The organism is Streptomyces sp. NPDC088730 (assembly GCF_044751215.1).
In the GTDB taxonomy this organism is placed as follows: Bacteria; Actinomycetota; Actinomycetes; order Streptomycetales; family Streptomycetaceae; genus Streptomyces.
This window is the reverse complement of the sequence record NZ_JBIVLK010000001.1, coordinates 1-15,787: the sequence shown is the minus strand read 5'-3', so window position 1 is coordinate 15,787 and position 15,787 is coordinate 1. Positions and strand designations below refer to the sequence as shown.

The 15,787-nt window shown below is 70.2% G+C and carries 13 protein-coding genes and 2 rRNA genes; 6 read left to right on the top strand and 9 right to left on the bottom strand.

Annotated elements, in window-relative coordinates; translation table 11 throughout:
- The first annotated feature begins 18 nt into the window (after positions 1 to 18).
- Entirely contained in the window at positions 19 to 1,194 is a 1,176-nt protein-coding gene (locus ACIP89_RS00075; protein WP_402112084.1) for a winged helix-turn-helix domain-containing protein, read from the top strand.
- 33 nt (positions 1,195 to 1,227) lie between these two features.
- Here the strand turns inward: ACIP89_RS00075 and ACIP89_RS00070 are convergent, their stop codons facing one another.
- From ACIP89_RS00070 to mtnA, 7 genes are all read right to left on the bottom strand, one after another.
- Positions 1,228 to 1,983, bottom strand: coding sequence for a response regulator (locus ACIP89_RS00070; protein ID WP_402112083.1), 756 nt, complete (start codon positions 1,981 to 1,983; stop codon positions 1,228 to 1,230).
- 185 nt (positions 1,984 to 2,168) lie between these two features.
- On the bottom strand, positions 2,169 to 2,858 hold the full coding sequence (gene hpf / locus ACIP89_RS00065) for a ribosome hibernation-promoting factor, HPF/YfiA family (RefSeq protein WP_401921652.1): 690 nt from the start codon (positions 2,856 to 2,858) through the stop codon (positions 2,169 to 2,171).
- Positions 2,859 to 3,180: 322 nt separating this feature from the next.
- Positions 3,181 to 3,909, bottom strand: coding sequence for a ComF family protein (locus ACIP89_RS00060; RefSeq protein WP_401921649.1), 729 nt, complete (start codon positions 3,907 to 3,909; stop codon positions 3,181 to 3,183).
- Between the two features lie 146 nt (positions 3,910 to 4,055).
- Complete coding sequence (locus ACIP89_RS00055) at positions 4,056 to 5,825, bottom strand: LpqB family beta-propeller domain-containing protein (RefSeq protein WP_401923638.1); 1,770 nt, start codon at positions 5,823 to 5,825, stop codon at positions 4,056 to 4,058.
- Positions 5,826 to 5,910: 85 nt separating this feature from the next.
- Positions 5,911 to 7,941 carry an MtrAB system histidine kinase MtrB gene (mtrB, locus tag ACIP89_RS00050; RefSeq protein ID WP_401933033.1) on the bottom strand — a complete coding sequence of 677 codons (2,031 nt, stop codon included), beginning with the start codon at positions 7,939 to 7,941 and terminating at the stop codon, positions 5,911 to 5,913.
- Position 7,942: 1 nt separating this feature from the next.
- The gene (gene mtrA, locus ACIP89_RS00045; protein ID WP_187740742.1) at positions 7,943 to 8,632 is read right to left on the bottom strand and encodes a two-component system response regulator MtrA; all 690 of its coding nucleotides are present in this window, start codon (positions 8,630 to 8,632) and stop codon (positions 7,943 to 7,945) included.
- Between the two features lie 4 nt (positions 8,633 to 8,636).
- The gene (gene mtnA, locus ACIP89_RS00040; RefSeq protein ID WP_401921645.1) at positions 8,637 to 9,782 is read right to left on the bottom strand and encodes an S-methyl-5-thioribose-1-phosphate isomerase; all 1,146 of its coding nucleotides are present in this window, start codon (positions 9,780 to 9,782) and stop codon (positions 8,637 to 8,639) included.
- 140 nt (positions 9,783 to 9,922) lie between these two features.
- On the opposite strand from mtnA, the gene ACIP89_RS00035 reads away from it, so the two are divergent.
- From ACIP89_RS00035 to ACIP89_RS00015, 5 genes are read left to right on the top strand one after another with little or no spacing between them, the layout of a single operon-like run.
- Positions 9,923 to 11,122, top strand: coding sequence for a glycerophosphoryl diester phosphodiesterase membrane domain-containing protein (locus ACIP89_RS00035; RefSeq protein WP_402112081.1), 1,200 nt, complete (start codon positions 9,923 to 9,925; stop codon positions 11,120 to 11,122).
- 4 nt (positions 11,123 to 11,126) lie between these two features.
- A complete protein-coding gene (locus tag ACIP89_RS00030) occupies positions 11,127 to 11,816 on the top strand; it encodes a DUF4129 domain-containing protein (RefSeq protein WP_402112079.1) in 690 nt (229 codons plus the stop codon).
- On the top strand, positions 11,813 to 13,039 hold the full coding sequence (locus ACIP89_RS00025) for a DUF4350 domain-containing protein (RefSeq protein ID WP_402112077.1): 1,227 nt from the start codon (positions 11,813 to 11,815) through the stop codon (positions 13,037 to 13,039). The genes ACIP89_RS00030 and ACIP89_RS00025 overlap by 4 nt, the downstream gene beginning before the upstream one ends.
- The gene (locus ACIP89_RS00020) at positions 13,036 to 14,037 is read left to right on the top strand and encodes an AAA family ATPase (protein ID WP_401921637.1); all 1,002 of its coding nucleotides are present in this window, start codon (positions 13,036 to 13,038) and stop codon (positions 14,035 to 14,037) included. Before ACIP89_RS00025 ends, ACIP89_RS00020 begins: the two co-directional genes overlap by 4 nt.
- 11 nt (positions 14,038 to 14,048) lie before the next feature.
- Complete coding sequence (locus ACIP89_RS00015; RefSeq protein WP_401921635.1) at positions 14,049 to 15,359, top strand: DUF58 domain-containing protein; 1,311 nt, start codon at positions 14,049 to 14,051, stop codon at positions 15,357 to 15,359.
- Positions 15,360 to 15,518: 159 nt separating this feature from the next.
- Here the strand turns inward: ACIP89_RS00015 and rrf are convergent.
- Positions 15,519 to 15,635: ribosomal RNA gene (gene rrf, locus ACIP89_RS00010) — 5S ribosomal RNA — on the bottom strand.
- Positions 15,636 to 15,714: 79 nt separating this feature from the next.
- A 23S ribosomal RNA gene (locus ACIP89_RS00005) occupies positions 15,715 to 15,787 on the bottom strand; the annotation flags it as partial.

Below are 15,787 nucleotides of genomic sequence, written 5' to 3'. Positions count from 1 at the left end.
CCCTCTAGGGTTCGAGGCATGACGCCTGTGCAGCCTCCCGCAGTCGAACTCTCCGCCGATCAGGCCCGCAGGATCGCCCTGCGCGCCCAGGGCTTCCTGGGCGCGCCCGACCGCCGGGCCGGGGTGCCGGGCGTGCTGCGGCATCTCGGCGCCGTCCAGCTCGACACGATCTCGGTGCTCGCGCGGTCGCACGAGCTGATTCCTTACGCACGCCTCGGCGCGGTCGGCCGTCGCCGGGTCGAGGAGGCGTACTGGTCGGGCGGCCGCGCCTTCGAGTACTGGTCGCACGCGGCATGCGTCCTGCCGGTCGAGGAGTGGCCGCATTTCGCGTTCCGCCGCCGCGCCTACCGCGCTCGCCCGCAGTGGCACCACGACCTGCCGGACGGCGCGTACGACACGGTCATCAAACAGCTGCGTACCGAGGGACCGCTGACGGCCACGGAGCTGGGCGGTGCGAACAACGGCGGGGAGTGGTGGGACTGGTCCGCCTCGAAGGTCGCCGTCGAGCGGGCCCTGATGTACGGCGAGGTGGTGTGCACGGAGCGGCGCGGCTGGAAGCGGGTCTACGACCTCGCGGAGCGCGCCCTGCCCGCCTCCGTGCTCCACGACGATCTGGACGACGCGGAGTGCGTGCGCCGGCTGGTGGCACTCGCCGGGCAGTCGCTGGGCGTGGGCACCCGCGCGGACATCGCCGACTACCACCGGCTCAAGGCGGAGCAGTTCGACGCGGTGGTCGCGGACTCCGGCCTGGTGCCGGTGGCGGTGCGGGGCTGGACGAAGCCGGCCTGGGCCGATCCGGCGGCGCTGGCCTCCGAGCCGCGCGGCCGGCACCGTACGACGCTGCTGTCGCCGTTCGACTCGCTGGTCTGGGAGCGGGCACGCACCGAGCGGATCTTCGCCTTCACGCACCGGCTGGAGGCCTATGTCCCCAAGCCCAAGCGGGTCCACGGCTACTTCGCGATGCCGCTGCTGGCGGGCGGCAAGCTCCAGGGCCGGGTCGACCCGGCGCGTGAGGGCACGACGCTGGTCGCCCGGCAGGTGTCCCTGGCGGGACCGAAGGCCGTGCCGCCGATGGCGGAGGCGCTGGTCGAGGCGGCCTCCTGGGTCGACTGCACGGACGTCCGCCTGGAGCGGGTCGACGCACCGGAGCTGCACGGACCGCTCACCCGGGAAATCGCCCGCCTCCTGGCATAGCTCCAGGCATTCCCAGGTCTTTACCCGGCCCGGTCACCTGATCTCAAGGATCTTCTCCCGCATGGCATAGACCACGGCTTCCATCCGGGAGTGCAGCTGGAGCTTCTCCAGAATGTTGCGGACGTGGTTCTTCACGGTGTTCTCGGAAATGAAGAGTTCCTTCGCGATATCGCGATTGTTCATGCCCGTGGCGACCAGTTTGAGGACTTCGAGCTCACGCTCGGTGAGCCGGGGCGCCGGTACCAGCCGGCGTTCGTCGGTCCGCTGGATCATCGACTTGAACTCGGTGAGCAGTTTCGACGCCATGGAGGGGCTGATCTGGGACTGCCCGTCCGCCACGGCACGGATCGCCGTGGCGACCTCGTCCGTGGAGATCTCCTTGAGCAGGTAGCCGGTGGCACCCGCCTTGATGGCGTCGTAGAGGTCGGCCTCCTCGTCGCTGATCGTCAGCATGATGATCTTCGCGCTGGGGGCCACCTCCTTGATGGCGGTGCAGGCCTCGATGCCGCCGCGTTTGGGCATCCGGACATCCATCAGCACGATGTCGGGCAGCAGATCGGCCGCCTTGTCGACGGCTTCCGCCCCGTCTCCGGCCTCACCGACGACCTGGATGTCCTCCTCCTGCGCGAGGACGATCTCCAGCCCTCTGCGGAAGAGGGCGTGGTCGTCGACCACGAGGACCCGGATCGGTTCCTTGCCGGAACCGCCCTCATCGTCCGTTCCGGTGCGGGCACCGGAAGCAGCGCCGGCATCGTTCGCATCGCGCACGGGCCCGAAGGTGTCCGCCATCGTTCCTCCCCCTGAAGGCCACGGCCTGAAGTTCACAAACTGTCCGCCAACGGCAGTTCACCCAGCACCGATTGGCTTGGGCCGCCATGATTTCATGCCTGGACGTCAGAGCGGTGATCCAGTGGTCGCACGCGGGTGCCCCGGGGGCGCACAAAGCGCTCCAGGGGCACCACGGAGCGGAGGTGTCAGCCGCCGAGCGCCCCACCCGCGCCGCCCGCCTCATCGGCGGCCAGCGGGTCGGTCCTCAGGTGGATGACGCCGTAGTCGTACGCGTGCCGCCGGTAGACGACACTCGGTTCCTTCGTGTCGGAATCGACGAACAAATAGAAGTCGTGTCCGACCAGTTCCATCTCGTAGAGCGCCTGGTCGAGCGACATGGGTGCCGCGACATGCGTCTTCTCGCGCATCACCAGCGGTCCTTCGCCCTGCACCTCGAGCGAGCCGATCCTGGTGGTGGGCACGGACTTCGTACCCTCGTCGGCGATCAGCTCGCCGTCCCCGTTGAACGAAGCCGCCTCCGGTACCACTTCGCCGACCTCGGCGGCCGGGGTGCGGCCGGAGCCGCGACGGCTGTAGCGCTTGTCGTGCTGCTTGCGCAGCCTGGCCTCCAGCTTGCCGGTGGCCAGATCCAGCGCTGCGTACGGGTCGCCTGCGGCCGCTTCCGCCCTGATGACCGGTCCACGCGAGCGGAGCGTGATCTCCACCCGGTCGGAGCGGTCGGCCTGACGGGGATTCGGCTCCTTGGACACCTCCACGTCGAGGCTGATCACCTTGCCGTCGAACTTCTGGATCTTGTCCAGCTTCAGCTTCTCGGCCACGTGCTTGCGGAACCGCTCGGGCACCTCGGTCTTGCGGCCCTTGACGACGATGTCCACGCAGAACTCCGTTCCCGGATCGCTCCGCTCGATGGCGGAGCATCTCCCTTTTGCACCAGGCCCCGGTGGTGACCGGAGCCGCGGACTCGGTGGGTTCGACCTCCTCCTCCCCCGACGGTGAGGTCTGCACCCCACCGAATTTCCGGATTCCGAACCGCTGGTGGGTCACCTGCCCGAAACCTGGTGGTGCATTCGCCGAGGTCTGGCATTCACCATTCCTCACAACCGAACATAGCCTGCTCGGCCGTCTGTCGGCACCCGCTACTCGCACGTACCTCCGTTCAGGTCTTTTTACCCACTCACTACCTGCAACGATGCAGGTTCAGTTCCAGTTCCGGTTTATTTCGAAGGCGGACGGAGATACTGCGACAACGGCCGCCTGGCGCACCCCGGAACCCGTGCGTTCCGGCCCTGCCGCCCGGTCGATCGCGCGTGCCGCCTCGGCCAGTGAGGCGCCTGTCGTGAGCAGGTCGTCGACCAGCACCACCCGCCCGGTGTCCAGCAGCCGACCGCCTCCGGCCACCACCCGCAGCGCCCCCGCCAGGTTCGCCCGGCGGTCTTCCGCGCCGAGCCCCGACTGGTCGGCCACCGGACGCCGTTGCCGCAGCACCGCCGCCACCCCGGCCGGGGTGCCCGAACGCCGCAGTTCCGCCGCGGCCGCCAGCGCGATCCGGCGCGTCGGATCGTGTCCGCGCGCAGCCACGGCCCGGCGCGACGACGGCACGGGCACGAGCAGCAGCGGCCGGGGAACGGACGGCGGGCCCGCCCCGGCCCTCACGGCACCCGCCAGCGCTTTGCCGAGCGTCCCCGCCAGGCCCAGCGCGCCCCGCTCCTTGTGGGCCAGGAGCAGCGCACGTACCGCGTTCTCGTAGCGGGCGGCGGCGTGCACCGCGGGCAGACCGGGCGGTTCGGGATCGGGGCGCACCCGGCGTGGCGGCCCGCCGTGGAGCTCGACGGCGCACTCCTCGCACACTTCGGTCCGCGGTCTGCCGCAGCCCCCACAGGCCACCGGCAGAACCAGTCCGCTGATCTCCCGCCACCACCCGCGCACAACTCCACTGTGCCCCCGCCGGGGCCGTCGGACCACCCCTGTGGAAAACCTCCCGGGACCGGCCGGCGCGCCCAGCCCGGAGACTCGCACGCGGTATCCGCGTCAGCCCGGGTGGACCAAGGGGTCAGCCCGGCGAGACCAGGCCGTCAGCCCGGGTAGACCAGCGCCGAGCCCTCCTTCAGGACCGTCTGCCAGTTGTCGCCGGGCAGCAGCTTCACTATTCCGTCGCCCTGGGTGTCCGCCATCAACGGCAGCTGCTCGTCGTCCGCCGCGGCGATCGCCCGCACCTGGTTCACCCCGGGCAGCACGCCGGAGGACGGTGTCGAGCCGTCCGCCTGCACGTAGCGGACCTGCTGCACGCCGCCCTGCTCCTTGCCGACCACCACGAGGCGGCTGCCGCCCGACCACGACATCGCGGTCACGTCCGCCAGCTGCGGGGCGGCCTGCCGCAGGTCCACCACGGATATCCGCTGCTTGTCCTGCGGTCCGTGGCGCTCGATCCGGCCGATCTTGAGCGTCGTATGGCCGTCGCTCCTCAGCAGCAGCGCGATGCGCACCCCGTCCGAGGACAGCCGCAGCCCCGTGATCCGGCTGCCGTTCAGACTCGGCACGGTGACCTCCTGCGGTTTGCCCGCACCACCGGCCAGCCGCAGCAGTCTGGGATTGTCCGGGTCCCGGTCGGCGACCCATAGGTCGCCCCTGCCGTCCCAGCTGGGCGCCGTCAGCCGGCGGTCGGCACTACTGGCGCCGCTCGTCACCGCCGGGGCCGGCAGCTGGCCGTCCTCGGTGATGGACGCCACGTAGAGCGCGTCGCGATGCTGCGAGAGCGCCGCCGCCAACTGCTCGTCTCGGGCCACGCCGACCTCGCTCACCCGCGCCGGACCCGCGCCGAACGGTCCGGGCACCGGCTCCGGTTCCCCGCTGCCCCGGGTGCTCCCCGGGATGCGCTGCACATGCCCCTTGGCATCGACGAAGTACTGGCTGTCGGGCCCGCCGGAGGAACCGTCCGGGGCGTACTCCTCCGCCTGGTCGGAGCCGAGCACGCACAGCGGCGAACCGTCCGAGCGCTGGAGCTCCACCTGCTCGACCCGGGCCGAGGTCAGGTCCCGGAGAGTGAAGAGCACCTGCGACGCCATCATCCGGCAGGAACGCTGGCCGACCCCGTCCGCTTTCTTGTCGAGCGGGACCTTCAGCACGTTGCGGTCGTCGGGCGTCAGCGAGATGACGTCCTTCCGCAGCTTCGTCCCGGCGGGGAAGCGCGATCTGACCACCGGCCGCAGCCAGTCGGTCGGGCCCCCCAGGAGGCTGCGGACCGCCTGCGTGACGGTGTCCATCCCGGTGGTGGGGTCCGTCCGGTTACGGATGTAGACGGGGTCGGCGACGAGCGTGGACTCCGCCTCGGAAAGCCCGGTCGCGAAGTAGAACTTGTTGACGGAACGGTAGAGCCGCTTGAAGTCCGACTGCCCGAGCACCAGACCGTCCGGCACCGTGTCGATGCGCCACTCCTTGCCGTCCGGCCCGTTCCGCCGCACCAGATGGAGGGCGCCGGAGTACTCCGCCGGGGCCAGCGGCTGGTACGCGTTCTGCTCGTCGACCGTCGCCACCTTCTCGCCGGACAAGGTGTAGCTGACCTCGGTGGTGGAGCGGTCGCTCTCGTGGACCGGGCGGTCGCTGCGGTTCGGCGCCTTGGCCAGCACCGTGGTGAGCGCACTCGGCTTCCAGGACTTCGACGCCTTCGGTGTGAGGTATTTACGCGTCGTCTGAAAATCGGAGTCGTCGCTGGTCATCGACTCCAGGAAGCCGTCGACCACCTCGTTGGGAGTGGCGCCCTCACGCGGTGCGACCGCGTACACCTGGACCTGGGAGTCGCCGGGCTGCGAGGCGTCCACAGCCTTGACGTCCCCGGTGACGGGCATCGAGCCGCACGCGGTGAGCAGCAGCGCGCCGCATCCCAGCAGCACGGTCAGCCCCGCCGCCCGTCCGCGGCCGCCCTGATGACGGTCAGTGCCCACGAGTCGTGTCCTCCAGCCCGGGATCCTGTCCCGGGGAGTCGTTGGCGCCGGTCCGCTCCCCGGCGGGGCGCGGCACCACCCGTGCGCCGTTGCCCGGCAGCGCGGCCGGGTGCACCGAGACCGGTGCGGTCCGGGAGGGCGCGGGGGCGCGGGCGGGGACCGGCAGCGGTGAGCGGTCCGTGCCCGGCGTCTGGGAGGGGACCGCCATCAGCCGGTGCTCGCTGCCCGCGGCCTGCGCGGGCGCCGCCGCGGCCCGCTCCCGGCTCTCGCGGTTGCGCCGCGAGTCCTCGGGCTCCAGCGGTATCGGTGAACCACGCAGCGGTTCGTCCGCCGTGCGCGGCAGGGTCAGCCGGAACTGCGAGCCGCCGCCGGGTTCGCCCCAGGCCTGCAGCCAGCCGCCGTGCAGCCGGGCGTCCTCGACGGCGATCGACAACCCCAGTCCGGTGCCGCCGGTCGTCCTCGCGCGGGCCGGGTCGGCCCGCCAGAAACGGTTGAACACCCGGGTCGCCTCGCCGGGCTTCAGGCCCACCCCGTAGTCCCGGACGGCAACGGCGACCGCACCGCCGGCCACTCCCATCCGCACCACGACATCACGGCCCTCACCGTGCTCGACGGCGTTGACGACCAGGTTGCGCAGGACCCGCTCGACGCGTCGCGCGTCGGCCTCCGCTATCACCGGCTGCTCGTCACCGACCACCCGGATCCGGGTGCCCTTGCGCTCGGCCAGCGGCTCGGCACCGCCGATCACTCGCCGGACGACCTGCCGCAGGTCTATCGGCTCGGCCTCCAGCGCCGCGGCCCCCGCGTCGAACCGGCTGATCTCCAGCAGGTCGGAGAGCAGCGACTCGAAGCGGTCGAGCTGATCACCGAGCAGCTCCGCGGAGCGAGCCGTGACGGGGTCGAAGTCGACGCGTGCCTCATGGATGACATCGGCGGCCATCCGTACCGTCGTCAGGGGCGTGCGCAGCTCGTGCGACACGTCGGAGACGAACCGCCGCTGCATCCGCGAGAGCTCCTCCAGCTGCTGGATCTTCAGCTGAAGGTTCTGCGCCATCTTGTTGAAGGCCTCGCCCAGCCGGGCGATGTCGTCCTCGCCGGTGACCTTCATCCGTTCCTGGAGCCGTCCGGCCGAGAGCCGTTCAGCGATCCCGGCCGCCATCCGTACGGGGGTGACGACCTGGCGCACCACGAACCAGGCGATGGCCCCGAGCAGTACGACCACGAACAGACCGGCGGTGGCCAGCGTGCCCCTGACCAGGGTCAGCGACTTCTCCTCCTGCGTCAGCGGGAAGAGGTAGTAGAGCTGGTAGGGGTTGCGGTCGATGTCGTACAGCCGCTTGCCGACGACGAGACCGGGCTGTGAATCCTGTCCGTTCGCGTACCGGATCAGGGAGTACGTCTGGAACGCTCCGGGGCCCTTGTTCACGGACTCACGGAGACTCTGCGGGATGCTCGCGGCCTCGACGCTGCCCGAGCCGCGGGGTGCGCGGGAGCCCTCGTCGGCGCTGAGTGCCACGACGTTGAAGGCGTTCTTCCCGCCGCTGGCGAGCTGGTCGACCAGCTCGGTCCGCCAGGAGTTGTTGGCCGTGGTGCCGTCCGCGGCGTCGCCGCCCTGGCCGGGAGTGGGGGTGAGCGGTGCGTTGGCCTTCTCCTGGGCGGCGGCGAATCCGCCCGCGGCCTGTGTCTGGGCCGCCTTGCCCTTCGCGTCCAGCAGACCGTTGCGCACCTGCCCGATCACGACCAGGCCCAGCAGCAGCACCACACCGAGCGACATCAGCAGCGTGCCCGCGACGACCCGCAGCTGGAGGTTGCGCCGCCACAGCCGCACGGCCGGCAGCAGCGGACGCCGCACCCAGCGCATCACCAGTCGGGGCACCGGCCCGCCGGGCGCCCGGTTCTGGAACAACCGGCCGCCCTGCAGGATGAGCCCGACGTGTGACGACGCGTGCCCTGAACCGGCAGCCCGCTCCGCACGGACTCCCGGCTCCCCGGGCTTCGGAGCAGCGCTACCCAAGGACATGTCAGCTCGGTCCGGCCTTGTAACCGACGCCCCGGACGGTCACCACGATCTCCGGCCGCTCCGGGTCCTTCTCGACCTTGGAGCGCAGACGCTGGACGTGCACGTTCACCAGCCGGGTGTCGGCGGCGTGGCGATATCCCCACACCTGCTCAAGCAGTACCTCACGGGTGAAGACCTGCCACGGCTTACGGGCGAGCGCGACCAGCAGATCGAACTCCAGCGGGGTCAGGGCAATGGACTGCCCGTCCCGCTTCACCGAGTGCCCGGCCACGTCTATGACCAGGTCACCAATGGTGAGCTGCTCCGGTGCCGGCTCCTCGGACCTCCGCAAACGTGCCCTGATCCGGGCAACCAACTCCTTAGGTTTGAACGGTTTGACGATGTAGTCGTCGGCCCCGGACTCCAGGCCCACCACCACGTCAACCGTGTCGCTCTTGGCAGTGAGCATGACGATCGGCACACCTGACTCGGCCCTGATCAGCCTGCAGACCTCGATGCCGTCCCTACCGGGCAGCATGAGATCCAGGAGAACCAGGTCCGGCTTCGCCTCACGAAATGCAGCAAGTGCCTTGTCGCCGTCCGCTACGAACGACGGCTCGAATCCCTCACCACGCAGCACAATGCCGAGCATCTCGGCCAGTGCGGTGTCGTCATCGACGACAAGGACGCGTCCCTTCATAATCGACATCATCCCATTAGCTAATCGTTATCTGCGATGACCTGGCACACAGCTCTGCCAGCCCGACCCCTGTGACCGGGGAGATTACGCCCTCCTCCGTGACGATCGCCGTGACCAGCTCCGGCGGCGTGATATCGAAGGCGGGGTTGTACGCCGGGGATCCCTGCGGTGCGACGATCACACCGCCCGTTTCCCGGCCGGCCGGGCCGGACCGAGAGAATGTGACCTCCGTCACCTCGTGCCCGGGTCGCTGCTCCACGGTGATCGACGCCCCGTCCGCGGTGTCCAGATCCACGGTCGTGGTCGGGGCCACCACGATGAACGGTACGTGGTGATACTGCGCGAGCACCGCCAGCGGATAGCTCCCCACCTTGTTGGCCACTGATCCGTCCGCGGCGATGCGGTCCGCCCCGATGAGTACAGCATCCACCTCGCCCGCCGCGAACAGCGATCCTGCGGCGTTGTCCGTGAGCACGCTGTACGCCATACCGTTGCGAGCCGCCTCGTACGCGGTCAGCCTCGCTCCCTGGAGCAGCGGGCGGGTCTCGTCCACCCACAGCCGCCTCAGCCGGCCGGCCCGGTGCGCGCCGAGTGCCACCGCGAAGGCTGTCCCCTCCCCGCCCGAGACGAGTGCCCCGGTATTGCAGTGGGTCAGGAGCTGATGACCGCCGTCGGGCAGCAGCTCGTCCAGGAGCGCGAGCCCGAACCGCGCCATACGGCCACTGGCCGCGGCGTCCTCCCGGTGAAGGGCCCTGGCCTCCGCCAGCGCCTCCGCCGCCGCCTGCTCCGGGCCGGCCCCCTTCCCGGCCGCCGACCGGTACGCCCCGGCAGCCCGCCGCACCCCGTAGCCGAGGTTCACCGCGGTGGGCCGCGCCTGCTCCAGCAGTTCCGCGGCAGCCTCCACATCCTGGCCCCGTACCGCGGCGAGAGCCACGCCGTAGGCCCCCGCGATGCCCAGCAACGGTGCTCCCCGTACCGCCAGGACCCGGATCGCCTCGACCAGTGCGGGCACATCGGCGCACACCAGCTCGGCTTCCTCCGCGGGCAGCCGCGTCTGGTCGAGCAGCACCACCGCAGGGCCTTCCGGAGGCTCGTCCCAGCGAAGTACGGAGAGGGCCGAGGGGGCGGTGCCCACCGGCGGTTGCGCGTCCTGATCAGCCATCCGCCCAGTCTGCCCGGTGAGCCGCCCAGAAATGAAGGTACGAAGGAGACGGAACACCAGGACCGGACCGGTGCGACGCGTGACACGATGGCTGCCAACCTGCCGCCCCGATGAGCGGACAGGACCGTTAAGGAGCGAGAATGAACGACACTCCGGGCTGGGCCTCGCCCGGATCTGCCCCCTCCGACGGCCAGGAGACCGGGATCCCCCGGCCCTCCGAACCTGTCGACAGCAGCGGACCTGCGGGAAACTGGTCTTCCACGCAGCCGCCCGCGGGGCAGTGGTCCCCACCAAGCAGTCCCGGCACCGGTCCCGGCGCACCGCCTCCCGCTCCTGGCTGGGGCGGCCGGCCCCCGGGCCCCGGCTGGGGCAGGCCGCATGCGGCCCGGCCCGGCGTCATCCCGCTCCGGCCACTGGGCGTCGGCGAGATCCTGGACGGTGCCGTATCCACCATGCGCGCCCACTGGCGCACGGTCCTCGGCCTCACGCTCGCCGTCTCCGTGATCGCGCAGACCGCGATCATCCTCGTACAGCGCTATCTGCTGCCCGAGCCCCCGTCGATCGACGCGAACGCCACGGGCTCGGAGGCCCTGCGCCAGGCGGCCGACTCGTTCCAGGCCAGCATGCTGGAACTTGGCCCGTCCCTGCTCATCACGATGCTCGCCACCATCTTCACCACAGCGGTGCTGACCGTGGTGATCAGCCGCTCGGTGCTCGGCCGCCCCGTCACCCTCGCCGACGCGTGGACCGAGGCCCGGCCCCGCCTGCTCCCGCTGCTGGGCCTGACACTCCTGCTCGCTGTCATGGCCGTGGCCATCATGGCCGTCGGGCTCCTCCCCGGCTTCCTGCTCGGTGACACGGCAGGTGTCGGTCTCGCCTTCCTCGGGCTTCTCGCCGCCTGTGTCGTGCTGGCCTGGCTGATGGTCCGCTTCTGCCTCGCCTCGCCCGCGCTGATGCTGGAACGGCAGTCGATCACCGCCTCGATGCGACGCTCCGCCAAACTGGTGCGGGGCGCCTGGTGGCGGACCTTCGGCATCCTGGCACTCACGTGGCTGCTGACTGTCATCGTGGCCGTGGTGATCGGAATTCCGTTCGGCCTCATCGCGATTGCTGTGGACGGTGGCGGGATGAGCGCGTTCCTCACCGATGGCGCCAACAGTTTCGGCTGGCCGTTCCTGATCGTCTCCGGAATCGGTGACGTGGTCGTCGCGATGATCACCTACCCGCTCTCCGCGGGAGTCACGGCGCTGCTCTACGTGGACCAGCGCATCCGGCGCGAGGCACTCGACCTCGAACTCGCCAGGGCAGCCGGCCTGCCGGGCTACGACAACAGGAGTTGACGCCGTGTCGGGGGCGGGCGGCACGGCGGCCACAGAGCTGCTGATCCGGGCCGGCGGCGGCATACCCGTGGACACCCCGCGGGTGCCCGCCCGCGAGGCGGCACGGCACGAACTGTCCAAACCGATGTACCACGAGAACGACCCGAACGTCCTCCAGCGGGCTCTCGACCACCTGTGGAAGTGGGTCGGTGATCTCCTCTCGTCCGCCTCGGACGCCGCCCTCGGCGGTCCGGCGGGGCTGGTCGTACTGGTACTGATCGTTCTCGCCCTGGCCGCCGCACTCTGGTGGCGTCTGGGGACCCCGCAACGCGGTCCGGGACCGGCGGACGCCCTCTTCGAAAGCGGTCCCCGCAGTGCTGCGGAACACCGCACCGCCGCCGAGGCCCACGCCACCGCCGGCCGCTGGAACCAAGCGGTCCAGGAACGGATGCGGGCCCTCGTCCGCTCCCTCGAAGAACGCGCCCTCCTGGACCCGCGCCCCGGCCGCACGGCCGACGAAGCCGCCGCGGAGGCCGGACGGCCGCTCCCCGCACACGCCACGCGACTGCACGCGGCGGCCCGGCAGTTCGACGACGTCACATACGGCGGCCGCACCGCCGGCCAGCAGGCGTACCGGACCCTGGTCGCCCTCGACCTGGAGCTCGAATCCACCAAGCCCCAGCTGACCGGTGCGTTCCCGGGAGCCGTCGGGTGACCGTGGCCACCGCCGCTCCCTCCTCGGCCTCCCCCACCGCTCGTCAGGTCTGGATCCGCACACGAGGGCTGCTGCTCGCCGTCCTCGTGCTCGTCGCCGCCGGCATCGCCTTGGCCGCCACCCACTCCGGCGACCGGCACGGACGGCTCGACCCCCGCTCCGCCGACCGTTACGGCAGCCGGGCCGTCGCCGAACTCCTCAAGGACCGCGGCGTCTCCGTCCGGGTCGTCACCACACTCAAGGACGCCACGTCGGCGGCGGGACCCGACACCACCCTGCTCGTCACCGCACCCAACCTGCTGACGCCCGGCCAGCAGCGCATCCTCCGCACGGCAACCACCGACACCGTCGGCCGGACCGTGCTCCTCGCTCCAGGACCTCCCTCGGTGGACGCACTGGCCCCCGGTGTCCGAGCCAAATCCGCCGCACCGGTGACCACACGTGCCCCCGGATGCTCCCTGGACGCGGCCCGGCTGGCCGGCACCGCCGAAACGGGTGGGCTGCGCTACTCCACGGACAGACTCGACGCTCTCGCCTGCTACCCGGCCGACGGCCTTCCCTCGCTGCTGCTCCTCCACCACCCCGCAGCGGGCGACACTGCCCTCCTCGGCTCCCCCGACATCCTGTACAACGATCGTCTGGACAAGCAGGGCAACGCCTCGCTGGCCCTTCAACTCCTCGGCTCCCAACCGCATCTGGTCTGGTACCTCCCCTCGCTCGATGACCCCTCCGCCGCAAGCGGCGGCGAACACGATGACGGCGGCACGGGGGACGGAAGCGCGGGCGGCGAGAGCAGCTTCATCAGCCTGATCCCCTCGGGCTGGCTGTGGGGCGCCCTGCAACTCGCGCTCGCCGCCGTACTTGCCGCCGTCTGGCGGTCACGACGCCTGGGCCCCGTGATCGCTGAGCGGCTGCCCGTGGCCGTGCGTGCCTCCGAGTCCACCGAGGGCCGCGCCCGCCTCCACCGCAAGACCAACGCCCGTGACCGGGCGGCCGCCGCACTGCGTCACGCCTCCCGCACCCGCATCGCCCCTCTCGTCGGCGTCTCCCCGCGGGACGCCCACTCCCCCGTCTCCCTCCTGCCCGCCGTCTCCGCGCGCCTCAGCACGGCCGACGACGGCCTTCGAGAACTGATCTTCGGCTCGGCTCCTTCCGACGATGCCGCGCTCGTCCTTCTGGCAGACCAACTCGACTCCCTCGAAAGGGAGGTTCGTACCTCATGACCGCCCCGCCCCCCGTTCCCGCCGGGACAGCCGACACCAACCGGACCGACGACACGGCGCGCGCATCTCTGGAAGCCCTGCGCTCCGAGATCGCCAAGGCCGTGGTCGGGCAGGACCCGGCGGTCACCGGCCTTGTCGTCGCACTGCTCTGCCGAGGCCATGTCCTGCTCGAAGGCGTGCCGGGCGTGGCCAAGACCCTCTTGGTCCGTGCCCTCGCGGCGTCGCTGGAACTCGACACCAAACGCGTCCAGTTCACCCCCGATTTGATGCCCAGCGATGTCACCGGGTCGCTCGTCTACGACGTCCGCACCACCGAGTTCTCCTTCCAGCGGGGGCCGGTCTTCACCAACCTCCTGCTCGCCGACGAGATCAACCGGACACCGCCCAAAACCCAGTCCTCCCTCTTGGAGGCGATGGAGGAGCGTCAGGTGACCGTCGACGGAACCCCCCGGCTCCTCCCCGACCCCTTCCTCGTCGCAGCAACCCAGAACCCGGTGGAGTACGAGGGCACATACCCGCTCCCCGAAGCCCAGTTGGACCGATTCCTCCTCAAGCTGACGGTGCCTCTGCCGTCCCGCGAGGACGAGATCGACGTCCTGACCCGCCACGCCGACGGCTTCAACCCCCGAGATCTCAAAGCAGCGGGCATACGCCCGGTCGCGGGACCGGCCGATCTGGAAGCCGCTCGCGCCGCCGTCGCCAGGACCAGCGTCTCCCCCGAGATCGCCGGCTACGTCGTAGATATCTGTCGTGCCACGCGTGATTCCCCCTCGCTCTCCCTCGGGGTCTCACCCCGAGGTGCCACTGCTCTGCTCTCCACCGCACGAGCCTGGGCCTGGCTCACAGGCCGCGACTACGTGATTCCGGACGATGTGAAAGCCCTGGCCCTCCCCACGCTCCGCCACCGCGTCCAGCTCCGGCCCGAGGCGGAGATGGAAGGTGTCACCCCCGACTCCGTCATCACCGCGGTCCTCGCTCAAGTCCCCGTACCCCGATGAGGCGGTGAGTCATGGCCCTCACCGGACGAACCGTGCTGCTCGCCGCCCTGGGGTCACTCCCCGTAGGCATCCTGGCCCCGAGCTGGACGGGCTTGCTCGCGGTCAATGCCCCGCTGTCTCTAGCAATTCTGTGCGACTACGCCCTGGCTGCGCCAGTGCGTTCGCTCCAGTTCACCCGATCCGGTGATACAAGCGTTCGACTTGGTGACGGCGCGGAAGTGCAACTCACCGTAGTCAATCCTTCCCGCCGGCGTCTGCGGGCACACCTCCGCGATGCCTGGCCTCCCAGTAGCTGGCAAGCCGGCGCGGAACAGTCCGCATCCCGCCACAGACTGACGGTCCCACCGGGTGAACGCCGCCGTGTCACCACGCTCCTGCGCCCCACCCGCCGCGGCGACCGAAGGGCCGAGCGGGTCACGGTTCGCTCGTTCGGCCCGCTCGGTCTCGCGGCGCGCCAGGGCGACCATCAACTGCCTTGGACGGTCCGGGTCCTACCGCCGTTCACCAGTCGCAAACACCTGCCGTCCCGTCTTGCCAGACTACGAGAACTCGACGGCCGCACCAGTGTCCTGACCCGTGGCGAGGGTACGGAGTTCGACAGTCTTCGCGCCTATGTCCCGGGCGACGACACCCGCTCGATCGACTGGCGGGCCACCGCCCGCCAGTCTGCCGTCACCGTCCGGACGTGGCGCCCCGAGCGCGACCGTCACATCCTCGTCGTCCTGGATACGGGGCGGACATCGGCTGGGCGGGTCGGTGATGTGCCTCGCCTGGACGCGGCGATGGACGCGACACTGCTCCTGACCGCTCTGGCCACCCGAGCGGGCGACCGGGTTGACCTGGTCGCCTACGACCGCCGTGTGCGCGCCCTAGTTCAGCGCCGGGCAGCCGGAGAAGTCCTGTCTGCCATGGTCGGTGCGATGGCACCGCTCGAACCGGAGCTGGTGGAAACGGATGCGCGAGGCCTCAGTGCCATGGCTCTGGCGAACGCCCCTCGCCACTCCCTGATCGTGCTTCTGACCAGTCTCGACTCGGCCCCCGTGGAGGAGGGTCTGTTGCCAGTCCTGTCCCGCCTGACCCGGCGGCACACCGTGCTGCTGGCGGCTGTCAGCGATCCTCATATTGAGGAAATGGCCGGCGCGAGAGGAACGGTGGACGCGGTCTACGAGGCGGCTGCCGCTGCCCAGGCCAAGGCCCGACGTCGCAGAACAGCAGATCGGCTCCAACGACACGGAGTTGTTGTCGTCGACGCCTCTCCCGATGCCCTCGCGCCGGCTCTGGCCGACGCATATCTGGCTCTCAAAGCAGCAGGTCGTCTGTAGCTGGGCCACAACCCCCGTGGATGAGGTCCGAGTCCGGTATTTCGCGATGTGGCAGACGTGCCGGGCTGGGATCGGATCAAGAACACAGGCCAATTCTGGTCCGGGAACGCAGAAGAGCCCCGTGCCACAAGGGCACGGGGCTCAACTATTTTAAAAGGAGTTCGGCGGCGTCCTACTCTCCCACAGGGTCCCCCCTGCAGTACCATCGGCGCTGAAAGGCTTAGCTTCCGGGTTCGGAATGTAACCGGGCGTTTCCCTAACGCAATGACCACCGAAACACTATGAAATTAACCAACACCGGAGATAAACACGGCCGTTCGTTATTTCAGAACTAACACAGTGGACGCGAGCAACTGAGGACAAGCCCTCGGCCTATTAGTACCAGTCAGCTCCACCCGTTACCGGGCTTCCACATCTGGCCTATCAAC